The 24,191-nt window shown below is 35.9% G+C and carries 20 protein-coding genes; 9 read left to right on the top strand and 11 right to left on the bottom strand.

Annotation, left to right across the window (positions count from 1 at the left end):
* The first annotated feature begins 14 nt into the window (after window positions 1–14).
* The 3 genes from H7A25_18005 (at window position 15) to H7A25_17995 (ending at window position 4,458) form a co-directional block, all read left to right on the top strand.
* Entirely contained in the window at window positions 15–1,478 is a 1,464-nt protein-coding gene (locus H7A25_18005; GenBank protein ID MCP5501803.1) for a hypothetical protein, read from the top strand.
* Between the two features lie 81 nt (window positions 1,479–1,559).
* A complete protein-coding gene (locus H7A25_18000; GenBank protein ID MCP5501802.1) occupies window positions 1,560–3,566 on the top strand; it encodes a DEAD/DEAH box helicase in 2,007 nt (668 codons plus the stop codon).
* Between the two features lie 10 nt (window positions 3,567–3,576).
* Window positions 3,577–4,458 carry a hypothetical protein gene (locus H7A25_17995; GenBank protein MCP5501801.1) on the top strand — a complete coding sequence of 294 codons (882 nt, stop codon included), beginning with the start codon at window positions 3,577–3,579 and terminating at the stop codon, window positions 4,456–4,458.
* Between the two features lie 21 nt (window positions 4,459–4,479).
* Here the strand turns inward: H7A25_17995 and H7A25_17990 are convergent, their stop codons facing one another.
* A complete protein-coding gene (locus H7A25_17990) occupies window positions 4,480–5,274 on the bottom strand; it encodes a hypothetical protein (protein MCP5501800.1) in 795 nt (264 codons plus the stop codon).
* Between the two features lie 197 nt (window positions 5,275–5,471).
* Here H7A25_17990 and H7A25_17985 point away from each other — a divergent pair, with 197 nt between their 5' ends.
* A complete protein-coding gene (locus H7A25_17985; GenBank protein MCP5501799.1) occupies window positions 5,472–6,581 on the top strand; it encodes a hybrid sensor histidine kinase/response regulator in 1,110 nt (369 codons plus the stop codon).
* Window positions 6,582–6,660: 79 nt separating this feature from the next.
* Here H7A25_17985 and H7A25_17980 read toward each other — a convergent pair whose 3' ends face one another.
* The 3 genes from H7A25_17980 to H7A25_17970 all read right to left on the bottom strand — a co-directional run bounded on the left by H7A25_17980 (window position 6,661) and on the right by H7A25_17970 (window position 10,165).
* On the bottom strand, window positions 6,661–8,448 hold the full coding sequence (locus H7A25_17980) for a methyl-accepting chemotaxis protein (GenBank protein ID MCP5501798.1): 1,788 nt from the start codon (window positions 8,446–8,448) through the stop codon (window positions 6,661–6,663).
* A gap of 202 nt (window positions 8,449–8,650) precedes the next feature.
* The gene (locus tag H7A25_17975; GenBank protein MCP5501797.1) at window positions 8,651–9,364 is read right to left on the bottom strand and encodes an OmpA family protein; all 714 of its coding nucleotides are present in this window, start codon (window positions 9,362–9,364) and stop codon (window positions 8,651–8,653) included.
* A 60-nt stretch (window positions 9,365–9,424) separates the two neighbouring features.
* Window positions 9,425–10,165, bottom strand: a complete 741-nt coding sequence (locus H7A25_17970) for an OmpA family protein (protein MCP5501796.1) — start codon at window positions 10,163–10,165, stop codon at window positions 9,425–9,427.
* Between the two features lie 250 nt (window positions 10,166–10,415).
* Here H7A25_17970 and H7A25_17965 point away from each other — a divergent pair, with 250 nt between their 5' ends.
* The gene (locus tag H7A25_17965) at window positions 10,416–11,084 is read left to right on the top strand and encodes a TetR/AcrR family transcriptional regulator (protein ID MCP5501795.1); all 669 of its coding nucleotides are present in this window, start codon (window positions 10,416–10,418) and stop codon (window positions 11,082–11,084) included.
* Window positions 11,085–11,092: 8 nt separating this feature from the next.
* On the opposite strand, the gene H7A25_17960 is transcribed toward H7A25_17965, so the two are convergent.
* From H7A25_17960 to H7A25_17935, 6 genes are all read right to left on the bottom strand, one after another.
* A complete protein-coding gene (locus H7A25_17960) occupies window positions 11,093–13,165 on the bottom strand; it encodes a cyclic nucleotide-binding domain-containing protein (protein MCP5501794.1) in 2,073 nt (690 codons plus the stop codon).
* A gap of 39 nt (window positions 13,166–13,204) precedes the next feature.
* Window positions 13,205–13,825, bottom strand: a complete 621-nt coding sequence (locus H7A25_17955) for a hypothetical protein (protein MCP5501793.1) — start codon at window positions 13,823–13,825, stop codon at window positions 13,205–13,207.
* A complete protein-coding gene (locus H7A25_17950; protein MCP5501792.1) occupies window positions 13,822–14,766 on the bottom strand; it encodes an MCE family protein in 945 nt (314 codons plus the stop codon). The genes H7A25_17955 and H7A25_17950 overlap by 4 nt, the downstream gene beginning before the upstream one ends.
* Window positions 14,767–14,770: 4 nt before the next feature.
* A complete protein-coding gene (locus H7A25_17945) occupies window positions 14,771–15,535 on the bottom strand; it encodes an ATP-binding cassette domain-containing protein (protein ID MCP5501791.1) in 765 nt (254 codons plus the stop codon).
* 1 nt (window position 15,536) lies between these two features.
* Window positions 15,537–16,499 carry an ABC transporter permease gene (locus tag H7A25_17940; protein MCP5501790.1) on the bottom strand — a complete coding sequence of 321 codons (963 nt, stop codon included), beginning with the start codon at window positions 16,497–16,499 and terminating at the stop codon, window positions 15,537–15,539.
* Between the two features lie 343 nt (window positions 16,500–16,842).
* Window positions 16,843–17,691, bottom strand: a complete 849-nt coding sequence (locus H7A25_17935) for a flagellin (GenBank protein ID MCP5501789.1) — start codon at window positions 17,689–17,691, stop codon at window positions 16,843–16,845.
* Between the two features lie 357 nt (window positions 17,692–18,048).
* Between H7A25_17935 and H7A25_17930 the strand changes: the two genes are divergently transcribed.
* The 4 genes from H7A25_17930 (at window position 18,049) to H7A25_17915 (ending at window position 22,943) form a co-directional block, all read left to right on the top strand.
* Window positions 18,049–19,662 (top strand): methyl-accepting chemotaxis protein, encoded by a 1,614-nt coding sequence (locus H7A25_17930; GenBank protein MCP5501788.1) that lies wholly within the window; start codon window positions 18,049–18,051, stop codon window positions 19,660–19,662.
* Between the two features lie 64 nt (window positions 19,663–19,726).
* Window positions 19,727–20,053: a hypothetical protein gene (locus tag H7A25_17925; GenBank protein MCP5501787.1), complete on the top strand. Its 327-nt coding sequence runs from the start codon at window positions 19,727–19,729 to the stop codon at window positions 20,051–20,053.
* Window positions 20,050–22,512 (top strand): chemotaxis protein CheA, encoded by a 2,463-nt coding sequence (locus H7A25_17920; protein ID MCP5501786.1) that lies wholly within the window; start codon window positions 20,050–20,052, stop codon window positions 22,510–22,512. Before H7A25_17925 ends, H7A25_17920 begins: the two co-directional genes overlap by 4 nt.
* Complete coding sequence (locus tag H7A25_17915) at window positions 22,509–22,943, top strand: chemotaxis protein CheW (GenBank protein ID MCP5501785.1); 435 nt, start codon at window positions 22,509–22,511, stop codon at window positions 22,941–22,943. The genes H7A25_17920 and H7A25_17915 overlap by 4 nt, the downstream gene beginning before the upstream one ends.
* 3 nt (window positions 22,944–22,946) lie before the next feature.
* Here H7A25_17915 and H7A25_17910 read toward each other — a convergent pair whose 3' ends face one another.
* Window positions 22,947–24,191, bottom strand: coding sequence for a response regulator (locus tag H7A25_17910; GenBank protein ID MCP5501784.1), 1,245 nt, complete (start codon window positions 24,189–24,191; stop codon window positions 22,947–22,949).

Raw genomic sequence — 24,191 nt, 5'->3', positions numbered from 1 at the left:
AAGGGAGTAAACCGATGAAAAAGGTTTTTGGAATAATTGTATCTCTGGCTTTATTTGTGAACTGTAATCATTATCACGGAAGGAAAGATAAGGACAAAGAAGAGAAGGAAAAACTTGTATTAGCTGCAGCGGTGATAGTTGCTAATACACCTCCATCTTCAGTTTGCGGAAAGCCCAATACTTCTTCCGAGTTATTTATTGCTCAAATGATTCAGACAGCCGGTCCGAGTACCGGGAACAGTCCCTGGCAGGCTGCGGTTTGTCGGCCCCTTCAATCGGTTACTACCGCTACAAGTTTTATCGAAGAACAATCTTTTGCCAATGAAGCTTTGTTAGCTATGGCTACTTTTGCTTATGAAACCCTTGCCGGTCTTTCTTCTACCGAATTAAAAAGCGATGAAAAAGGACTTGGTTTTGGAGTAGTTCCTTCCACAACTCATAATAATACCAGCACTACGGTGGTTTCGCAATGGAGCTATGATACAGCCGGTAGATGGGAGAAAAAAACAAGAACCGCTTCAAAGGTAATACTGGGAGGCACCAGTTATAGTCCTTATGTTAGCAATTCGGGTCAGTCAAACCCGGTGACGGGTTGTCCCTCGAATCCTACGAGTAATTCTTCACCAACCATTGTTGATGTGGTTGAAACTACGACTTATGATTATTCAACAGCCAATAAGGTTATTGAAAATTTTACCTTTACCTGTAATGGAACCCAGGCACAGGGTCCAGGCTACGTACAAAAGAAAGAATATACTTATTCGAATGGTTTATTAACAGATATTAAAATATATGTTAATTCTGATATATCTGTAACTTTTAATGCGGATGGTTCTCGGGATTACTCCAAGCTATTTTCGAATACATTGAGTGCGAATCCGGTAGTGACAGTGAATTTTGCTTATTCAGGGGATACTATAACAGCAACTACAAGTGGATATTATGTTCAGAGTACACAATCATCAGCAAGCCTTCCCTATACAAGAACTTTAAGTATTACAGATAAAGTGATAGGTTCAAGGGTTTATACATTGAATACGAGTGCAGGAAAGCTTACCAAAGCCAGCTCGGTTTTGAGCTGTAATGCTCAGGGCTCTACTTCTGATTCTAATACGGTATTATATCCCAAGTTATTTCAGACCAGGGGGTATTGTAAGTCTATCGGGGATACAATAACTTCTACCACATCTTATTCCCAGGCTTCAGCTGATAATGACAAACAGACCTGGGATTATACGCTTAACTTTAATTCAAGGAACCCTTACCAGCTTTTGAATATGATAGAAACCAATACCCTGAAAACTACAACCAATTCGGTGACCTGGGATAATAAGCTAAAAACAAGTTATTACTGGGTCTATGATGATGCCGGTCGAATTATTCAGGATTCTTATTATATTTATCACTATGATTCTTTGGGTTTGCAATCCTATTCCAAGACAAATTCGAATACTCTAATCGAGGTATATAGTCGCTAATCCGTTCGACTTTTCAGAGAAATCTTCTATTTTACTTGCCAGCCTGTTTATGCAGATTTCTCTGTCTCGAAGGTAAAAATTTTGGACGTAAATACTGATAAAATAGAAACCATTTTTTCGGGTGAGTTTATGAAGTCCTGGAAGGACTATGAAACAAGGCCCGAACAGGTAGAAATGGCAAAGAAAGTGGATGAGTGTTTGCGGACTTCCAAACATCTCCTGGTCGAAGCCGGGACCGGTGTGGGAAAGTCTCTGGCTTATCTTGTCCCGGCTCTATTGTTTTCCTTGAAAGAAGGGGTGCCGGTTGTCATTTCTACCGAAACGAGGGCTCTGCAACAACAGATTTTAAACAAGGATATTCCCCTTCTTTCTAAAATTCTTAACCAACCCGTTCAGGCAGAGTTAGCCCTCGGATCCAATAATTACCTCTGCAAGCGTCGTTATGAGCAGGTTACTTCGAATGGAAATTTCGGAATCGAGATGGAAAATCATCTCAGAGAGTTCTATGACTGGGAAGACAGGACGGAGACGGGTATTCGCTGGGAATACAATGGTTTCGCCTCGGAAGAATTCTGGGGAAAGGTTACACGCGACCCGGAGAATTGTCTCGGCCGGAAGTGTCCGAATTTTCCTCATTCCTATTACTTTTTAGAGAAAGAAAAATGGAAAAAGGCGAATATCCTCGTTGTGAATCATTATTTATTATCCAGTCACATTGCCGGTAACTTTAAGCTTTTACCCGAATTTTCATACATCATTATCGATGAGGCCCATTCTTTTCCGGAGGTAGCCGGGAAAGCTTTTGCCGGGAAAGCCTCCTACAGTGATTTTACCCGCCTGTTTCAGTATATCAGTGGTAAAGATAAAAAAGCTTCTCTTGCCTATAAGCTCTTTTCGGAAGCCCTGAGAGACAAAATTTTGCGTCTTCTGGAAGAAACCTCGGATAAGGTCGGACAATTTTACCAGAAGTTGAAAGTGGAATTTCCTTTTCTGTATAATGCCAGTCGCATCAAAGAGAAACCCGTTCTGGATGGAGGAGAGCTGGAACTTTCTCTCGAAAACTTTGTGAAAGTTTTGCAGAACACCCTTGATTCTTATGATGCAAACACACAGATTCTGGAAGAGCAGGAAGTGATATTGGGTCTGGATATGTGTATCAAGCGGTTTACGGAACTCCATTCTCTGATTTTCAACTTCCGAATGATGGAAAACCCGAATTATGTATTCTGGCTGGAACCTCCTTCTTCTCAGGATAAGAATAATTTTTATAGCCTCTGTACCGGCTTAATCAGTCCGAAAGATTTTATCCAAAAAGAGTTTTTTCCGAGGATGAGTTCCATTATTTTTACCTCGGCAACCCTGAGTTCGGGTGCAGGGAATTTTAATTTCTTTTGTTCCAGTGTGGGTTTTCAGGATTTTGAAAGCCTTATCCTCGAATCTCCGTTTCCCTATCCGGAAAATGCTCTTCTGTATATTCCGAAAAATCTGCACGATCCGGGTAAGGAGAGTGAAGAATACCATGAGGATTTAAAAAAGCTCATTCCTATGCTCCTGAAGCTCAGCGGGGGGAATGCCTTTGTTTTGTTTACTTCGAATAGCTCTCTTAGAAACGTCTACGAAGGAATTGTAGATGAGCTGGAATACCCGGTTTTTTCCCAGTTAGAACTCGGACCCAAGAAAGCTAAAGAAGCCTTTTTGGATACTCCGAACAGTGTGCTTTTTGGAGTTTCTACTTTCTGGCAGGGCATTGATGTAAAGGGGGATAAGCTTCGCTCGGTTATTATCACCCGTCTTCCCTTTCAACCTCCCGGCGAACCTGTTTTGGAAGCCCGAATTGAACTACGTAAGCAGGAAAATGGGAACCCCTTTCAAGAGATTCAGCTTCCTCATGCTATTTTAAGTCTCAAACAGGGTTTTGGTCGTTTGATTCGCTCAAAAACCGATACCGGGGTCGTTTCCATTCTGGATCCCCGGATTAAGACAAAGTTCTACGGAAAAACTATTCTTTCTGCCCTGCCTTCCGCAAAACGGATCTTTTCTTTCAAAGAATTAAAAAAAGAGTTTGAAAACTTGCCGAAATATAAGTGAGGATATACCTATGCTTATAAGAATTTTCGTTCTAATCTGTTTATTGCTTCCTGGTCTTTTTCTGTTGGCTTTTGATAAAGCTCATTACACCGTTACGGATTTTTTTCAGGCCAGTGTGGACTGGTCAGATATGAAAGTCAGTGCTTCCGTGGAGGAAAAATTGCCACGTGTGGTAATCAATACCAGGGATAGGGACTTTGGGAAAGAAGAAGTTGCTTTTAATATTTCCGAAGCGAGAACGAAAAGCTTGAATAAGGCGAGAGAAAACGTTAAAATAAAACTTTATCGCCTTATTGAAAACCTGCAACTCGATGATAAATATAGTATCTTAGATAAATTACACGCGGATGAAAAGTTCCGTATCAATTTTAATCAGATTCATACCCAGGACGTAGGATTTTATAGTGTAAGCTATAAGAATAATTATGCAACTGTAGATTCTTATATTCCGATTCTCGGAAAAAGAGGAATTATGAATTTTGTTGCCCTTGAAATGGGTACAGAGGACTTTCCCGTGTTTCAGGAAGCCAAATATCCGGTAAAATACACCGGATTAATTGTGGATGCCCGGCACCTAAAAGGAGCGAAACCCTCACTTTTCCCCCGAATTAAAACAGATGATGGATTGGATATTTATTCTCAGTATCTGGTGAATCGTGATTATGCAATAGAGCAGGGCCTGGCTCTATTCCAGATTGACCCTATGCACGCTATGGAAGACAAAAGAGTAGGAAATAAGCCGTATTTTGTGGTTGCCAATTCGGTTTCAGGTGAGGTAAAAACAAATTTTTCTATTGCGACAGTAGATGCGGTAAAGCTTTTATCTCATCCGGAGACTCGAAAGAATTTAAAGATGTGTAAGGTAATTATTCTTTTACCCGGCAGGCTATGAGTAAAATCATAGCTTAATTTCTTACTGGAGAGCGAGAGCTGCTTTTTTAAAAGCTTCTTCTGCTTTGCCATATTCTGAGTTGAAGAGGTAAGCAAAACCGAGGTTTTTCCATTCTTCGAAAGAAAGAACGTCTCTTTTCTCCAAATCATTAATTTTTTTCATGACCGGTTCAAAGTCTTTTTTCTTTTCTTCAAAACTCGGAAGCTCAACTTTTCCGGGAACCCGGCTTAAAATCAGCTCAGACTCTTTGTATTTGCCCAGATTATGAAGAACCAGACCTGCCTTTAGTTGTAGGTCAAAATCCTTTTCGATAAGCTTATATTTGGTTTTAAAGAAATATACGAATTCCTTAAATTTTTTTAAGTAATAATAGCAGTTTAGTTTTTCCCGGATAAAGGAGTCGCTTAAAGCCACAGAACGGTTTAGTTCGAGGGTTTGGAGGCAGTTGGCATAAGCCCTGGCTTCATAAGAAGCTTTTACTCCAAAGTTCAGAATACTGAAGCACAGGGGGCGATTCTGGGTCTGGATGTACTCATTGAAAAGAGAAGCAGCTTCCAGTTTATTATTGAGATGATATTGAATATAAGCTTTTGCAAGAGGAGAAAAAACAGATTTACCTTCGTTTGCCTGTAAAACCCCGGCAGAGACATTCCCTTCTCCATTTTCATACATGGCTATTGCAGAAAGGTGTTTTAAAAGGGAGTTATTCGGGTACCGGGAAGCGAATTCTATTACTTCTTCATAAGAACCGACTTCAAACAATTCCCAGGCCTGTTTCTCCGGGCTTATGTTTGCAACTTTAGCTTGCTTATTCATCCTGTGCTTTAGACTCCTTATAAAGAAGTTCGGAAAAGCCGGGTTTTTTTTTTAGACATAAAAGGACATAATCAAATAAAAAATACCTGTTTACTCAGAAGTCTTTGTTTTTGTAGTTTTGGCTATTTCTTACTATTACTTGACGAATTTTTTATCCAAACATATACTGGACTCTAACATAGATAAAGCTGGGGATTATGGATAAAGAACAAACAACTATATTTATTGTCGATGACGTTCAGGATAACGCTATTGTACTTGTCACAATATTTGAGCCCCTTGGCTATAAAACAATGGTAGCGATGGATGGTAAAACGGCCTTAAGTATGATAGAAGAATACAAACCCGATATTATTCTTCTGGATATAATGATGCCGGATATGGATGGTTACCAGGTATGCTCCAAGCTGAAGTCAAACCCTGTAACCAGAGAAATTCCTGTTATCTTTTTAAGTGCTCTGACAGATACTACAAATAAAGTAAAAGGGCTGGAAATTGGAGGAGTTGATTATATTTCTAAGCCATTTGAAGAAGCCGAAGTGATTTCGAGAGTAAAGGTTCATCTTGAAAACAGTTTCTTGCAGAGAGAATTGAAAAGTTTGAATGATAAGAAAAATCGTTTTTTTACGATTATTGCCAAGGACTTAAAAAAGCCACTGGCTACCATCATGAATGCAACCAAGCTTTTAGAAGATTTCGTTCTGGCCAAGGACATGAAATCGATACAGACAGCTACAAATAGCCTGAGTGAAGTAACCAACAATGCAATGGCCTTTTTAAGAAACCTTTTAGAATGGTCAAGAGTTCAAACCGAAAATCTACACATTAATATAACCAAGTTAAATATGGGGGGAATTCTCCATAAGAGTTTGCAACCCTATCAGAAAGAGATTACAAATAAGAATTTAAAAGTTATTAACAATATATCCAGAGAAGCCACTGTATACGGTGATAGATACATGATTAATATGGTGTTTGAAAACTTAATTTCCAATGCGATTAAATTTTCCATGTATGATGGTATCATTGAACTGAAAGAAAGTGACGAAGGGGATTTTTTAAAGATTCAGATAGGTGACACCGGTATCGGAATGAATCAGGAAGAGAGAGAGAATCTTTTTATGATCGATAAGGCGATCCGCTCCAAGGGAACTGCCGGGGAGACCGGAACAGGGCTGGGCTTGATTCTTTCAAAAGAGTTTATAGAGAAAAATGGGGGAAGTATCTCAGTAGAAAAGAATGACCCTCGCGGAACTCTTGTTACGGTCACTCTACCCAAGAAAGATTTGTCTTCTGTTTTACAGTAAGATATGTAAAATTAGTATCCCTTCCAAAAACTCGGAATTGCAAGCGACCCTTCGAAGGGTCGCTCAAGCAATGGTGAATTTATAGTTTAAAAAATCTAATTGCATGATTTAACTTCACCGCAGATTCAGCAATTGATTCTGATATACTGATTAAATCCTTGCTATTGTCGGAAAAACGTCGGGCTGAATTATTAATTACTCCAACAGAATCGGAGATTTCATTTACTGACTTTTTCTGCTCTTCCATTGAGTACATAATATCATTAGCTCTTTGAAGAAAATGTACCGAATCTTTCTGAAGTTCTGCGTTGGTTGTGAAATTTTCAGTTGTTAATTTGGCCACCTGTTTCACGGATTCTCCAAAAGTAGAAAGACCTGTAAAGATGTTTTCAATATTATTTATACCGAGATTTAAGGACTTGAAGGATTCATTCATACTTTTATTAGTTTTCTTCACAATGGTTAATATGGTCTTTACATTTTCAGTGGATTGATCAGCCAATTTTCCTATTTCATCGGCTACAACAGAAAAGCCCTTTCCGAACTCTCCAGCCCTGGCAGCTTCAATACTGGCATTGAGACTTAAAAGATTCGTCCTTTCGGATATATCATTTATCAGTCTTGTGTGATCTAACATTACATCAGCATCTTTAACAGCTTCTTGCATCCATTCAATGGTTTCTTTTATTTTCTTCTGTACAGCTATAACACTATTATCCAATATTTTGTTTGCTTCTACAGCCTTTTCCATTTCTTCTTCTTCCTGATTTACAATCTGGTTTAGCTTATTGAAGTTTTCGATGAGAATTTTCGTTCTGTTATGCTGATAGGCATTTATATCATATATTTTATTGTTGCTTAATGAAATATTTTCTAATTGTTCGGTTATTTCTTTTACGGAACTGGCTATTTCCTGACTTTGAGAGGATATGGAGTCAGCTGTACCGGCCATATCTCTGGATGAAATACTTAATTCGTCTGACATGGTCTGAATAGTTTTAATTGTTTCCTGTAAGGACTCCTTAAAATCGGAAAGATTAAGAGTCATAGTTCCAATTTCACTTTTTCCTAATAGGGGCAGGTTGGAAAAGATAAGGTCTCCTTTTTTTAAAGAATTCATGGCTTTAGAAAGTTGCCGTAAGCCATTATTGATATTTTCAAATAGTTCTTTAACTAAGATTCCTATAGTTACAGTTGACATTAACAGAACTGCGGAAATTGAAATTCCGGGATTTTGATGAACTACAATACCTCCCTTTGCTGTCGTATAAAATAGAAACCCAAGAATAATGATAGGAATTAAAATAATTGATATTATGGAGTAAAGTGTACGTTGATATAGGGGAAATTCTTTATAATCTTCAGTCCTAATTTGTATAGCAGCAATTCGTTCATCTTTCAGGTAAAAGGACATCAGGTTTTCAACTGTAAAATAGATAATACAATTTGTTACGGGCAATAATAACAGGTAATTGGGTAAAAAGGCAAGTCTCTGGAATGTTGAAAGATCTGCAAAAGTAATTAAAAAAAGATAAACTATAGTGAGTCCGCAGGTCCACCTTATCGTATTTAGCCAAACTTCTTTTCGTGGAAAATTTAATATTTGAAGTTTGAGCTTATAGAGTTTTTCACCCTCTGAATTTAGATTTTTATTAATTGTTTCCAGCATACGAAATCGAATAATATTGAATATGACAGATATAAGTAAGGCAAAGAATGTGGCACTCGCGATTAACCAGAGAGATTGGGTTATTGTGTAGTCTCCCCCTATAATTACAAAACCGATTCCGAGGGGAACTACGATTGCATCTATATAACTATCACATTTGAGGGCAAAAATTGTAAAAAATTTTTTCGTGTCTTTCATCTTCTTTACCTTAAGATTTTATAAGTATATTTTAAAGATTGAATTATTGCAAATACTTTATATAACCTCTATTGATAATTTATTACGGAGATAAATTGAAATATTCATGCTGAACCCGTTTCGGTGGTTTTACTCAGCAACCTTCCCACCTACATTAGGATATTTTTAAATAGACTCTAAGAATTACTATCAACATAATTTTTCAGGGTAGAAACAGGATAAATTCAATCCTTTCGTTTTCGGGGTCGCCCTTTTTTAAACCCGGTAAGGGTTGAAAGCAGGAGAAACCGCTAACCATTTGAATCCTGTCTTGTATATTCTCTTGTTTTAATAAACTCTTTTTTATACTATTTGCTCTTTTATCTGTTAGCCAGATATCAAATTGACTGATTCTTCTTTCTGAAGAGTGAGCGATGATCTTGATATGTATTTCAGGGTATTTCGACAGAATTGTAAGAATTGGTTTTAAAAGCTCTTCGGATTCTGTCGATAAATTAAATCTATCCTGAGGAAAGGGGATTTTTTGACTTAAGATAAGCCTTTCGGTTTTGTTTTGATTTTTTATTTCTTGTGTTTGTATTTGCTGATGTTTTGCAAATTCTTTAAGGTCTTCTTTCATCATAGAAAAGTAATTCACTTTTCCTAAGATTGTAGCACAATAAGAACCGAGGCCAACTAACTTATCAGTTTCTACCTTTTTACGAATATTCTGAAATTCTAATTCTACTTGTTTTCGTTTTTTATTATCATTTGTATTTTTAAGAAGTAAAGTTTCTTCAGATAATTCTAATAAACTTTTACATTCTATATCTGAGTTTGTATTTTTATTAACTGTATTGATTTGTTCCTTAAAGGAACAGCTTGCGACTATAATAGAAAAACAGAAAATAAGTACAAGATGGGCTTTTTCTATCATTTAAAATAAAAAAACCGCAGAAATTTCTGCGGTTTCTGAGTAAGTAGAATTTTAAAGAAATTACTGTTTAGGGATGATTCTAATGTCTACCCTTCTGTTTCTTGCATCGGTAGTTTTTGTTCCAGGAAGAGGTGCTTCATTGGATTTTCCAACACTTTCGAACACCTGTCCGGAAGACATACCGTTGTTTATTAAACCATTCTTCACTGCATCAGCTCTTTGTTGGCTGAGTTTAGTGTTTGCAGCATCTTTTTTAGCAGCACTTACGTGTCCGCTGATTTTAATTTGAGTATCCGGATAGGCTTTGAAAGCTTCAGCTAAACGTTGAACGATTCTATTAGAACCTGCAGCGTCTTTGTAATCAGCTTTATCAGATTGGAACTCAATAGCATTTTCACCCATATTCAGATAAATTTCTTTAGTTTCTCCGTTAGCATCTTTGATTCTTTCCATGGTGATTCCGTCTTCTTTCAGACGAGATTCCATGTCATCAGCCATAGTGTCTAAGTAGAAACCAATTCCAAGGCCTGTAGCACAACCGGCTGCAAGACCTACGATTTTTCCCTTGTTGCTGCTTTTTTTCTTTTTAAACCACTCGCTAACCATTGTTTTTGGATCGCTTTTTTTCTTTGATGCTTTTTTGTTCATAGCATCATCATAAGCAGCACCCAGACCGAGACCAACCAGACAACCAACTAGTCCCCCGCCGATAGTTCCTTTATACTTGGATAAAGTTTCGCAATTGGTTAAAAGGCTCACTGATAGAGCTAAAACAACAAGAGTTTTTACTGTATTTCTCATCTAATAATCTTCCTCTCTTTGGCTTAGAAATTTAATTTTCCTTTTCCCATTTTTTTTTCCTATTTCAGAATTGCAAACCTTATAATTCCCTTCTTTTTTTTGTAAGTTCTCATTTTTTAGGGAAACAAAAAGACTTGCTTGCTTTTAATTGAAGCTATTTGCTGAATAAAATTTTTAAGTAAATAGTAATAACCATGCTTGTGTAAATAAAAGAGATTGAGAAATCTCATGCTTTTGGAAGAATGCCATTATGAAGACCTCTTTTCGGAATATCAGGCTGGATATAGATAAGCTCATTAAACAAAAGAACTCGGAAGATTACAATCCCGATGAAGATAGAAGACCCAAAAAAGACAAAACCAGGGAACATATAATCTATTCGGCTTTAGTAGTTTTTTCTGACATTGGATATGATGCTGCGAATATCCGTGATATTGTTAGAGAAAGTGGTCTTTCTCCGGGGACTTTTTATAATTATTTTGAGGACAAAGCACCTATTTTTATTTTAATTCTGGATTATCTTCTCCTGAACATTCGCCAGGAAATTCGAATTGCAAGGATTCAGGCTAAAACAGCCGATGACTTCGTTTACGATACTTATTATTCTTTTCTGCATTATTTTGACCGAAATCCGATTATTCTTAATTTTATTTCAAAAAATTTGTTTCCGATTCGCTCAGCCATTTATGAAGGAAACCAGATGACAGGCATTTATTTTGAACTGGAAAAAGACTTAAAAGGGATGATAAAAGAAGGACTTTTTCCTGCAACCAGTAATACCCGATATTTAGCCTGGACTATGGTAGGAACGGCTGTAGAAATCTTAACCCAGATGACCATTAAAAAGAAAATTAATATCCAGGACTGCTGTGATTACATGGTGAAACTATTTGTAGGTGGTGCTAAAAACGCAGTTTAAATGGAAAATTATTTTATATTTTCATCAAAGGTGATGAAATACTTAATTTTTCCTTTCACATTGGACAGGTTGATTTCCATTAGAACCTGAATCTCTTTCTTCTTTTTTCTTCTTATCGGGATAATTTCCGGATCACCAAATGGCATAAAATTGGGGATAATACTGGATATAAGCTGTCCGACCAGGCGATTATAGGGAATATCAAAGATTGTTACAGCTTTCATATTGCAGGCTTCGATTGTTCCATCTTCTCCTACTGCCAGCAAGGCTACGGAATTTTCAACCATCATGGAAGCAATATCTTCATAAATCTCAATAGCTTTCAGGGAAACATGAAAATCCTCCCGGGCTTCTTCTAACTTCTGGGCAAAGGAGTCTTCTGCTTTCAAGATCCGTTTGGATAAACTTTCTATTAATTTCAGGGATACAGTAGGATTATTTTCAATGAGAGCCTCTAAATTTCCCGTATCTGCAATGGCAATTACACAATCTTCCATACATTCAGCGGTTTCATTTCGCGGTTGGTGTTCTACCAGAGCCATTTCTCCGAAAACCTGTCCGGGAATGATGTGACCCAGAACGACCTTTGTATCTTTAGCAGTTCGGTGTAATTCGATTTTTCCTTTACGCAGGACGTAAAATTTTTTACTCTCATCTCCTTCCTTAAAAATAATGGAACCGGCAGGGAAGAAATTGTAGTCTTCCATTACGGTAGTTTCTTTTACAAATAATTTCCGAATTTTTTTAAAACCGGGTAGTTTGGAGTTGAAAATAATCCCTTTCAGAACCCGAAACAAATAATAACTTCCAATAAAGCGCTTAAAATTTCTTGGAGTACCTTCTATTCTGAGAATACTTCCAATAGGTTGCATTAAATCTTCATGATTTTCCCAGATGACTTTTCCGGTTATAAGGGGAGACTCATTACTCGTATATCGAAAGGTCACTTTTAATTCGGTACCTTTTCCCATGGGTTCGAGGGTTTTCAGGAAGGTATTGAAAATACTTACATCCATGCAGGTAACCTGGTCGAAATTACTTCCGGAAAAGATTCGGACATCGGAAATAATCGGGATTCGAATAATACTGTATTGGAAATATAGGGGATTTATAGAACCGATTAAAAAGAGGTTAAAGGCCATAGTTGCAGGAAATAGAAAAAAGAGGGTAAACTGTTCCTCTGTTTTTAAAAACAGTTTGTATTCTGCAACAATTAAATCTCCATAAATATAACCTGTTAAAGAGAGAAATATAAATAGACTTAAATAAACTATCTTGGAACTGGAAAAGTGCAGCATAAAAAAAGGAACATATTCTTCGTTTCTTCTGCCCATAGAATGCAAAATCCACCTGTCATACTGATTCTGTCTCTGGATGGTTACCCAGTCTTCAAATGAGATTCCGCTACGGGAAAGGTCTGCCGGGCTCGGCAAGTTCACAGAATTGGCTATCAGGTATTCGAGAAAGAAAATCAATAGTACAAGTTCAGGGCCGATTAAGTAGGTAAACTTTCCTCCCAAAAGAAGACTGGTGTCATAAAACCCATGGAAAAGGTAAGGAACTATAAAAGCCGTGAGAATGAGGCGTGTTCTGTCGATCTTCGACTGGCAGAGATCGCTTAAAGCAAGAAAATATCCTATGATAGCACAGGTTGTAACGTGTAGAGGAACCGCACTATAAATTCGAACCAGGATTACAGCTGAATTTTTAATTTCCATAGAATAAAAGAGGTTTTCTAAAAAAGAAAAACCGAGACCGATATTCATGGCAAAGGTGATATATTGTAAAACCTGGTATTTCTTTTTTTTGAGTTTTAAAATGTAAATAGCAATTAGAATATAGGCACCTGCTTTTTCAATCAGGGCCGCATTAATAAAACCTGTAAAAATCGGACTTTTGAAATGAAGTACTTTTGAAGTAAGCGGAGATATAAGCAGTATAACGGATGCAAGCAATACTCCATATAAAAAAGATTCAAAATAATGAAGAAATTGGCCTGCACCTTTAAAATATCTTCTATATAGAATATAGATTACCGGTACAGGAATCGTGGAAAATATGAGTTCAATAGGATTTATCAAGGTACTGTATAGTACTGTATTTTTAAAAGCACTATAAGATTAAAGCTCTTTTTTTGGTATGGGAAGTTCCTTTTTATTGAGATCAGCCGCAAATTCCTTTAAAATCTTTGTAAGGGCTTCATTCCAGGCCTTTACTAAGAGTTCCGGATTTTTTTCTTTGAAAGGTACCTTGCTGATATACTTCTTATGAAAAAAAATCTTATTGTCTTCGGAACGTAAAAGGTAAAAATCCAGCCCGATAGAAGCTTTAGGAGAATTTTCTTCTATAAACTCCCCGGATAATTCACTGATATAACCTTCTAAAAAAAATTCTGAACTTATCATCCTCGAATGGTTTGCGAGATTCTTTACCAGTCCGGTTGCCATGAGATAGTTTCCTGTTTCTTCTGTAAAGATCTGGTTTGGATTAATTAAAAATTCATTATAGAAATCGATTTCATAAGAAATATCCTGGTACTTATACACAAAGCCCTTGGGTTCAAAGAGGCTGGAAGTTCGGAAATTAATTACCTTCAGGGTCCTAAATTTTTCCGGATACTGCGGAACTTTTTCCTTACTGGCTTCTAAAATGAAATACTTCTTTTTCGGATATTCTTTTTGAAGAATAGAACCACAGGAAAATAAAGAGAGAAGAGTCAGTAGATATATAAACTGCTTCATTTTTTACCTATAATACTTAAACCCGGTTTTTCACCAAAGAAGATGAGAGAGGGGTATTTTTTGGCATTTCCGGTGATTTCTTTCATGTCTTCCGAAACCAGTCGTAAATTTTCAATAGAACTGTTTATATCATAATTATTATGGGTCAGGATAGTATTCAAACGGTTTGTGGTTTCCGCAAAAGCTGTCAGGGCTTTATCTAGCTTCTGAGGAGCGTTTTGAAGTTCCGGACTGGATAGGATTTTTCTTAGAGAGTTATTTGTCAGGCGGATTTCTTTCAGAAGACTACCTGCATCCTGGCTTAGATGGTTTACCTTTACACTATCCACTGCTGTCGTCAGGCTTACGACAAGTTTATCAATATGTTCGAGCATTTTTTCTACATTGGCCCTGTCAATTTTTTGAACCAGTCCATCAATTGAAGCCCCGATTTTTTTAATGGTACTTTGAGTAGAAGGAATATAGATACTATTGGGTTTCCAGGAAATCTGTAAACTGGGATTGGTTTTCTGATCGACATAATCCAGTTCAAGATAGGAGGTTCCGGTTAAACCCTGGGGGTTGATTTTAATTCTGAGGCCGGCTTCTATCATTTTTTCCAGACTCAACCTTGCACTGGAAACCTTTTCGACGTTAAATACATCTTTTAAAGTAATTTTTACGAGAATATAGCGGCCCTGGGGATAGTTTTCACTTTTTGGATCCAGGTTGTATTCATCCTGAACAAAGGTGATGTCTTTGATACTTCCTATGGTGACTCCCCGGTATTTTACGTGAGAGCCTACATCCAGACCCTGGATAGATTCATCGAAGTAGGTTTCGATCTGGAGTTTTTTCTGGAATAGATTTCTTGCTCCGAGCATAATAATGAGGAGAGTAACTAAACTCAAACCCGAAATCACAAATAATCCCACTTTATAATAATTCGTTTTCTTTCCCATGATATTATCCTTGTATAGAAACTTCGGCTTCCCTGTTGAAAAATTGCCTGACCCAGGGGTCTTCAGCATTATCTCGTAAGAAGTCGGGTTTCCCGCTTGCTATAATTTTTTTGACTCTTTTATCCAGCATAATCACTCTATCTGCTATGGAATAAATACTCGGAAGCTCATGTGTCACTACAACAAAGGTGACTCCTAAACTTCTGGATAAATTTATAATGAGTTTATCCAGTTCAGCCGAGGTAATCGGGTCTAAACCGGCTGAAGGCTCATCTAAAAAAAGAATGAGAGGGTCTAAGGCCATGGCTCTTGCAATAGCTGCCCGTTTTTTCATTCCTCCACTGATTTCACTTGGCATATGAAATAAAAAGTTTTCCAGACCTACAAGCTTCAATTTCATTTGTGCAACGAGTTTTATGGCCTCAGGTGGTAGATTTGTAAACTCTTCCAGAGGAAGAGAGACATTCTCCAGAAGGTTCAAGGAACCAAATAAAGCTCCCTGTTGGTACATGACTCCAATTTTATTTAAAAGACGGTTCTTTTGATGACCAAAAGCCTGTACCATATCTTCTCCGTCTATAAAGACTTTTCCTTCCAGGGGAGTCATCAGACCTATCATATGCTTTAATAAGGTACTTTTTCCGCAACCGGAACCCCCTAAGATCACAAAAATTTCCCCGGCCTGAACTGAAAAATCAATTCCATCGAGGATGGTGTTTCCACCCAAAACCACCTTAATTCCTTCTACTCGAATGATTTCGCGAGACATTTTAAATTCCAAGAATAAAGAATAAGACGGAAAAAATTCCATCTGTGATGGCTATAAAAATAATTCCCTGCACAACAGCAGCGGTTGTTGATTCCCCGACTGCACTGGCCCCAGTTCCGGTGCGCAGACCCTGAAAACAACCGATACCGGCTACTAAAACTCCGAAGATAGTAGCTTTAAAAAGTCCTCCGAAAAAATCCGAGTAGTGTACCATTTTAAAGACCTGGCGTATATAGGTAGCAAAAGGATAATCAAAGGTATAAAGAACGATAGCTCCCCCGAATAGCCCGAAAATATTAAAGAAAATCGTTAAAAAAGGTGTTACAAAAATAGCTGCAATTAGTCTCGGAATTACAAGAAAGCGTATCGGATTTAGACCCATAGTTGTAAACGCGTCTATTTCTTCGTTGACTTTCATCGTTCCCAATTCGGCAGCAAAAGCAGAACTGGTTCGACCTGCCATAATAACAGCTGTTAAAAGAGGACCCAGTTCTCGGAAGAGAGAAAGACCCAGTAAGTTGGCTACAAAAATGACAGCACCAAATCTTTGCATGGGAATGGCCGATTGAAAAGAAGTAATTAAGCCCATTAAAAAACCTATCAGGGCAATAATGGGAAAAGCATCTACCCCGGCACGTTCGGATAAAAATAAAACCTCTCTCCAACGGATGCTTTTAGGTCTTTTTAGAGTCTCATAGAAGGTAAGAAAGGACTCACCTAAAAATTCTATGGAATCTTTCAGGTTGTCAAGAACTTCATCTGTTTTTCTTCCAATGCGTTCGACTCGACTCGCTTTTTTTAAATCCGGAGAGGGAGAATCCTTAAATGCATCTGCCGGATAATAGGAGAGGAGTTTTTGGTAGTCCGGATTCAATTCCTGAAGTTCTACCGAGACTTCCTTTGCTTTACAGAGCTGTTGAATTTGAAAAATTAAACCGATGCCGGAACCATCCAGTTCTTTCAGTTCTGAAAAATTAATTCGAAGAATTTTATAATATAACTCTTCCTGTATTTTAGCTAAAATAGGTCCCCAGGCCATTGAAATGGTCTTATGATTTAAAGGTCCCTGTAGCTTTAATAAAAGGTTCTCTCCTTCTTTATAGAAGGTATATTTGAGTTCTCCTTTTTTTTCTTCGAAGATGGATTTCATAAAAACGATTTTAGATTAATTATAAAGGAGATTTTTGCAAACTTATTTTAGAAAGTTAAGCGAATTGTGAATAAGCGAAGGTTATAAAACAAAAAAAGCCACAGCAAACTGTGGCTTAATACGATAGCACGGAGATTTATCCGTTCGAACTGCTTTCTTATCTTAAGAGTTGCAGCACGTTTTGAGGTCTTGAGTTTGCTTGAGCCAGCATTGCAGTTCCGGCTTGAGTCAGTACCTGGAACCTGGTTAAACTGGTCATTTGCTCTGCCATGTCAGTATCTCTAATTCTGGACTCAGCAGCCTGGATGTTTTCATAAGCATTCATTAAACCTTTAGTTGCATGCTCTAATCTGTTCTGGTATGCACCGAGGTCAGCTCTTTGCTTGGAAATGATTTTCAGAGCATCGTCAGCTAAACCGATTACAGAGTTAGCTCTTGCAGCAGTTGAAAGAGAAATGAAGGTTAATACAGTCGGGTTTCTCAGTCCCAGAGCAGCGGAGTTCATAGTTTGGATATAAACTCTTTCTCTCTGATGCTGGTTAGCACCGATATGGAACCACATACTGGCAGATGGGTTCATTCTTCCGAAAGCTCCGGTAAGGAGTTTCATTTTGTTGAACTCAGCTTGAGAAGCGATTCTGTCGATTTCATCGATTAACTGAGAAACTTCCACCTGGATCTGTTGTCTGTCTTCTTCGGTATAGATACCGTTGGCAGCCTGAACAGAAAGTACCCTGATTCTCTGTACGATTTCCTGTGTTTCTTGTAACCAACCTTCAGTAGTTTGGATTAAAGAAATGCCATCTTCAGCGTTCATTTCTGCTCTTCTGAGACCATTTACCTGAGCTCTCATTTTTTCAGAAACAGCGAGTCCGGAAGCATCGTCACCGGCTCTGTTGATTCTCATGCCGGAAGAAAGCTTTTCCATATCCTTGCTCATAGATTCGTTGTTGAACTTGAGCACTCTGTGAGAGTTAATTGAACTAAGGTTGTGATTGATTATCATTCGGTTCCTCCATGATCCGAGTAAAAATAGTGGTCATCCGTGACCTTTAGCATTATATTCGGCACTTGTCAGGGAGCTAATAAAATTTTTTTTCGGACTTTTTGAAAAATATGCACTAAACGACATACGCTTAATAGAGAAAAATCCGCACGTACTGTTTTAAGGATATACAATTCTTACAACTAAAAATAGTATGGGGGAGTATCTAATTCAAATAAAATATTAGGTATACTATATATAAGGAACCACTCAAAAAAATATTTTTATATTTAACACTTGAAAAAAAAGAGTGTATGAATCCCTATTATAAATTAAAAAAATTTAGCAGAAAAGTAATTCGAGTTAATGGAGCCATTCATGAAGTTCAGGGATGTGAATTTACAAAATATTAGTATAGGAAAAAGACTTTTTTTGGCTTTTTCTTTGATTACATTTATTGTGTTTATTGGAACCGGGTTTATTTTATATAATATTCGTACGATTAAAGAATTGAATTCTAATTTATTCAATAAGAACCTAAAAGCCATTGGTTTTTTACTCGAAGCAGATAGAGATGCCTATCAGTCCAGGTTGGCTCTTTACCAGAGTATTCATAGCAATTCGGCCGAACAGAGAAAAATATATGAAGCTGATGTAATTGAAAACCTGGAACAAATCTTAACCAGATATTCTAAGTATGCAAAAATTTATAATGTAAGCAGGACAGATAAATTCATCGAGCAGGATAGAATTTTTCAAACTCATTACGAACAATTTAAAGTCCTTACTGTAGAAGTAGTAAAACTACTGAAGGAAGGGAAATTACGCGAATCTTTAACTATTTATGATACTGAATACAAGAAACATTTTGAAATAATGCGGGAAGCCATGAATCAATCGACTGAATTGTTGTCGGCAAGTGCTAAAGCTGATCATGAATATGTGATAAAAATAGTTTTAAAGGTTTTCTCTGCTACTATGGGTATTTGTGTTCTATTTTTACTCGTGATTTCTTTCAGTGGCTTTTTTATAACAAGAAGCATTACTGTCCCGCTACAGGACTTAGTTAATTCTTCGAATCAAATAGCTGAGGGGAATTTATGGCTTCAGATCGAATCAAAAGGAAAAGATGAAATAGCTTCTGTTTATGCTGCTTATGAAAACATGATTTCAAAATTGAGGAAAATGATTGAAAGCATAAGATTAAGTTCCTCAGAATTAACAACAGCAAGTTCTGCTATCGCAGCTTCAGCAGAAAATACTTCACAGAGTTCTGTGGAACAGGCCGCGGCAGTAGAGCAAATTGCTGCTGCTATCGATCAAATGGCCAGTTCTATAAATCAAACTACAAATAGTGCGAAACTAACAGAAAATATTGCCAGGAAAACTACAGGATCAATTTTATTGGGGCAGGAGTCTTTGAATAAACTTGTATTAGATATGAAAGAAGTAGAAGGCAAAATATCTATGATAAATGGCATTGCTGATAAAACAAACTTACTGGCAGTAAATGCGGCTATAGAAGCTGCCCGCGCAGATGAATTCGGTACGGGTTTTGCGGTTGTAGCCACAGAAGTGAGAAAATTAGCTGTAACAAGCCAGAAGGCTGCAATTGTAATTAATGAATTAATAAGTGCTAATACAAAAAATATTACTTCTTTTCAAAAACAGATCAAGGAGATTGTTTTAGATTTTCAAAAGATAACGGATTTGTTGCAAGAAATTTCTTATAGTAGCTCAGAACAAAATTCCAGTATAAACCAAATTAATGCTTCTGTGCAACAAATAAATTCCGTTACATTACAAAACTCTGCTTCAGCAGAAGAACTTTCAGCAAGTGGAATTGAGTTGGAAAGCCAGGCAAAGAACCTATTAGATGTAGTAAGCTTTTTTATAATAAATAAAAAAGATAAAAGTGATAAAATAATAGATATGAAAAATCAAATGCAACAATTAATAGAAAATATAAAATCGTTAGAAGGGAATCTTTAATATTTTAAAAACTTAAAAACATAGAACTCAGGATTATGATAACGAGAAATAGACGAAAACAAAAATGAATATAGTAAAGAAAAGAAATAAAGCATTTATTAAGATATTCCTTGATGAAGGTGATTTTGTTACCGGAGAGAAAATATATAATAATCTTTCTAATATACTTCCTATGATACAGGAAGGGTTTGAAGTTGAAATTAAAATTTCCAATAAGGATACAATTTCTATAAGTATTTATCAATTATTCGTGCGTTTTATACAAAAGATAAAGAAGCGAGATAGTAAGGTTACTTTGATTCTTTCGGAACCACTCAAAGAATTATTTCATCATGTTCAGTTTTTTGAGTTTTTTACTGATATTGAGTGTAAATCGGAGACTATGCAATGAAAGAGGAAGAACTAACAAAAAAGTTTTTAAACCAATATATATATGAAGGAAGTGAAATAACAGAAAGGTTAGAGTCTCAATTAATCTCACTAGAAAAAGGTTTTAATCGTGATATAATTAATTCTGTTTTTAGAGATTTCCATACTTTAAAAGGAAATTCCTATATGATTGGATTTAATAATATTGGTGATTTTACTCATAGCCTGGAAAATCTTTTAGATAAGCTTAGAGGAAATATAATAGATTTATCAGGAGAAATGTTAGATTTCTTGTTTCAATCTCTGGATATTATTAAAGAACTATTAAATAATGTTGATAAAGAGGCTGAATTTATTCCCAAAAAATTAATTGAAAAAGTGAATAATTTTTTATTAGGAAAGCAAGATAAACCGGTAACCGAGAGAAAGAACAGCGAAGCAAAAGAAGTCCCTGACCATAAAAAAATAGAAATATCAACTGAAGAGGTGAACAAATTTATTCAAATGGCCGTGGAAAAACAACAATATTTAGAGTATATTGTTCTTGACTACAATCGATATCCGGATTTAACACTTTCTGATATAGTTCACTTTAAAAATAGTATTCGAGGTTTTATTCTATTTGAGAAATTTTTGTATGATAAGTTACCCGATTTTGAGAATCAGGAGAAAGGTTCAAATTTTTTTTATACCATATTATTTTTGACAGCACAGGATCCAGAAGCGATATTTAAAGAAAAGCTCATCCGGCCAATTTATCAAAAAAGACTTTATTCTCCGGAAAATACAAATGAAATCGAAACAAAGCTGGATAATGAAAAAATACAATCTCCGGTTTTTCTAAAAGTAGATAATAATTTATTAGATATTATTAATAATCTTTCGAGTGAGACAATTATAGCCAGGAATCAGTTGGTAGAGAGTTTATCTATTGAAGAAGATTCAGAAGAAGAACTCAGATTAACCCGCTTAAGTAGTTTAATTACATCATTACATAATCAAATAAAAAAAGTTCGCCTTCAACAGCTTGAATCAACATTTGGTAAGATCCATCGGGTAATCAGGGACTCATCACGGGTACTGGATAAAAAAATTAAAGTTCATTTTAGTGGTGGTGACGTAGAACTTGATAAATCCATCATTAATTCCATCAGTGAATCTATGATTCACATTATAAAAAATTCTGTAGATCATGGCATCGAACCTACTGAAGAAAGACTTCGTCTTGGAAAACCGGAATCCGGAAATTTATACCTTAAAGCTTCTTTAAAAAGCGGTAATGTTCAGATTCAAATTAAAGATGATGGAAGAGGCTTATCTTTACAAAAGATCAAAGAAAAAGTATTGGAGAAAAAATTACTGACAACAGAGCAAATTTCGGAAATGACTGACTCTGAAATTGAAAAATTAATTTTTTTACCGGGATTTTCTACGGCAGCCAATATCAATGAGATTTCCGGACGCGGTGTTGGCATGGATGTTGTGCAAACTAATTTTAATAAATTAGGAGGCTCTGTAAGTATTAAGAACGAAGAAGGAAAGGGGCTGGCTATTATTGCAACGATTCCACAAAATGTAACGGTGTTTTCTTCCTTGATCATTGCAGCAAAAAATATGAAGTTGGCAATTTATCAAAAAGATATATTAGAAATAATTGATATAGATTCTGATTATTACTATGAATCAGGAGAGCATAAATTTTATAAATTAAGAGATTCTACGATTCCCCTGGTAAATGTTTCTACTTTACTTTTACTGGAAGAAAATAATATTTCTCCGAAATATATAGCAATCATACAGGCAGAAGACTATTTATTTGGAATTTTATTTGATGAATTAATCGGTATTGAAGAAATTGTTATTAAAACCCTCGGAGAGCATTTAAAAAAGATAAATCTTTATGATGGTGTAGCTGTCTTAGGAGATGGTAAATTGATCCTGGTTTTAAATGTATTTGCTATAGCGGAACATTCAAAAATACATTATACCATAGAAAATTTTAATTTAAATGAAGAAGAAACTGTAAAGGAAGATAACAAATTTAGCCAATTTGTCTTTAGAGCATCAGGTCAGCAGTTTACAATTTCTCTTTCAGTCATTTATACAGTTATAAAAATGCTACCTGAAGATATACAGAGCATTGGTAATAATAAAGTAATGAAATTTGAGAATAAAGTAATCCCCCTGGTAGAGCTAAAAACCTTCTATAGTCAAAAAAATATTGAGTTTAAAGAAGAATTCATATATACTATAATTGTAATATACCAAGAGATTACTTTTGGAATCATAGCTCATGAGATTGTAGATATAACTCAAAGTCTTGAAATCTTTCAATCAGATAATCGATTAGCTGAATTTTCCCTTGGTTATGCGTATATAAATGAAAAGCTTACTATTTTAATTGATTCAGAAAAACTTTTTTCCAGAATATTAAAGTATATCGAAGATAATATGAGTAAAATGGAGTTTGCTTCTGTATGAAAAAAAATAAAAAAATGCAGATCGTATACTGGAAAATTGATGATCGATACTATGGTGCTGAAATTAAGTATTGTATAGAGACGCAAAAAAATATTGAAATATTAAAAATACCATATGCACAAAGCTACATTTCCGGTGTTGCTAATTTTCGAGGAGATGTTATTACGGTGCTTGAACTTCCGACGCTCATTTACAAAAAAAAAATACAGGGAAGAATAAGGGATGTAGTGATTCGGTTTCAACATGAAGATAAATCTATTGCAATAAGCTCAGATACCCTTCCGGAAGTAATGGCAATAGAAAAAGAAAATTTAAAAGATGCTGAAGATTATCTTGACTCTTTAGAGTTAGAATATATCTCAAAAGTATTTGATATCAAAGAAGGCATGGTTATGATTCTGAATATTCCAAATTTATGGCTTGTAAAATGAAGATTATTTTTCCGTCCTCCGAAATATAATTTCGGTAATAATGATTCTTTGAGGCTCAAATGAAGAAATATGATCCATTGCTTCGTATATGTATATCTTTCCTCCGAGAGAACTAAAACCCTTTTTTAAAATAGCCAATCCAACACCAAAGCCCAGCTCTTCTAAGTTAAATCGCTCGTCATAAATTTTGTTAATTCTAAAAAAAGGTTCAAAAACCTGGTTTTCATATTCTTTTGGAATTCCGCTAATACCCTTGGATAATTTTTGAATCGAATTAATCAGAATAATCGATAGACCTATATCAGAATAACCCTGGGTCAATAAAATCTTGGAATTAGGTGGCGAGTATTTATAACTGTTTGTGAATAATTCCCTAAAGCATACACCTAAAAATTTCTTATTGGAAATAAGAGTGTCCGGGAAACTGATTCGACTTCGAACCACATTTTGCTCTTTTATTGCCCTGAAACAATCTGTTTTCTTGAGAGATTCATCAATTATATTCTCAATATCAGCAGCCGTGACTATTTCTTTATCATATTCACACTTTAAATAATGAATTAAATTATCAAGGTTACTTTTGATATTTCTCATAGGATCTGAGTTTTTCAATAAGAGATTCATCAAATTGGTTTTGATAATTGTATTTTGTCCATCCTCCTGTTTACTCATATGAATAAGGTCTAAAACAGAAATTGTTGAACCCAGTCCCATACCCTGAAACACAGTATGGACGAGAGTTTCTAAAATGGCTATTCCCATGATATACTGAGAATCCTGCTTTTTTCTTAATTGCCAGATAATCCAATCTATATCTTTCTTGTAAGGTTGATCTCTCTCATTTAGTTCCCTTGAAATATTTTTAACTTTGAGATAAAGTTCCTCTGCCTGCTTGATATATTGTAACAACTCTTCTGATACCATATTTTGTTTCACTACACAGGCATAACATAGACCGGTTTGAAGTTTGTACTGAATATCTTTGGATATACTATTAGAGTTGATGATCACCTGGGAATGTATATCTATTTTTTGAAGGGAGCGGAGAAAATTGTTTCCTATCCCGATATTTTCAGCATCAATAATGACTACATGAGGTTCGGTTTCAATGATAATCAGACTGGCTTGAGAAATACTACTTGCCGTATCGACTCTGTAGTTTTCTTTTTCCAGAAAGGCTTTATAGTTTTTTAAAATGGTTTCATCGTTGTCTACTATCAGAATGTCTATTTCTTTTTTATTCAGCAT

The organism is Leptospiraceae bacterium (assembly GCA_024233835.1).
Lineage (GTDB): Bacteria > Spirochaetota > Leptospiria > Leptospirales > Leptospiraceae > JACKPC01.
Note: the sequence above shows the minus strand (reverse complement) of the source record. Positions and strands in the feature narration are given on the sequence as shown.

Coding starts and splice junctions, on each gene's coding strand:
- H7A25_17970 (MCP5501796.1), bottom strand. CDS start 10,165: ATGAGAAATACAGTAAAAACTCTTGTTGTTTTAGCTCTATCAGTGAGC.
- H7A25_17975 (MCP5501797.1), bottom strand. CDS start 9,364: ATGATAGAAAAAGCCCATCTTGTACTTATTTTCTGTTTTTCTATTATA.
- H7A25_18005 (MCP5501803.1), top strand. CDS start 15: ATGAAAAAGGTTTTTGGAATAATTGTATCTCTGGCTTTATTTGTGAAC.
- H7A25_17950 (MCP5501792.1), bottom strand. CDS start 14,766: ATGGGAAAGAAAACGAATTATTATAAAGTGGGATTATTTGTGATTTCG.
- H7A25_17935 (MCP5501789.1), bottom strand. CDS start 17,691: ATGATAATCAATCACAACCTTAGTTCAATTAACTCTCACAGAGTGCTC.
- H7A25_17990 (MCP5501800.1), bottom strand. CDS start 5,274: ATGAATAAGCAAGCTAAAGTTGCAAACATAAGCCCGGAGAAACAGGCC.
- H7A25_17920 (MCP5501786.1), top strand. CDS start 20,050: ATGAAAGAGGAAGAACTAACAAAAAAGTTTTTAAACCAATATATATAT.
- H7A25_17925 (MCP5501787.1), top strand. CDS start 19,727: ATGAATATAGTAAAGAAAAGAAATAAAGCATTTATTAAGATATTCCTT.
- H7A25_17910 (MCP5501784.1), bottom strand. CDS start 24,191: ATGCTGAATAAAAAAGAAATAGACATTCTGATAGTAGACAACGATGAA.
- H7A25_17985 (MCP5501799.1), top strand. CDS start 5,472: ATGGATAAAGAACAAACAACTATATTTATTGTCGATGACGTTCAGGAT.
- H7A25_17915 (MCP5501785.1), top strand. CDS start 22,509: ATGAAAAAAAATAAAAAAATGCAGATCGTATACTGGAAAATTGATGAT.
- H7A25_17945 (MCP5501791.1), bottom strand. CDS start 15,535: ATGTCTCGCGAAATCATTCGAGTAGAAGGAATTAAGGTGGTTTTGGGT.
- H7A25_17980 (MCP5501798.1), bottom strand. CDS start 8,448: ATGAAAGACACGAAAAAATTTTTTACAATTTTTGCCCTCAAATGTGAT.
- H7A25_17965 (MCP5501795.1), top strand. CDS start 10,416: ATGAAGACCTCTTTTCGGAATATCAGGCTGGATATAGATAAGCTCATT.
- H7A25_17930 (MCP5501788.1), top strand. CDS start 18,049: ATGAAGTTCAGGGATGTGAATTTACAAAATATTAGTATAGGAAAAAGA.
- H7A25_17995 (MCP5501801.1), top strand. CDS start 3,577: ATGCTTATAAGAATTTTCGTTCTAATCTGTTTATTGCTTCCTGGTCTT.
- H7A25_17955 (MCP5501793.1), bottom strand. CDS start 13,825: ATGAAGCAGTTTATATATCTACTGACTCTTCTCTCTTTATTTTCCTGT.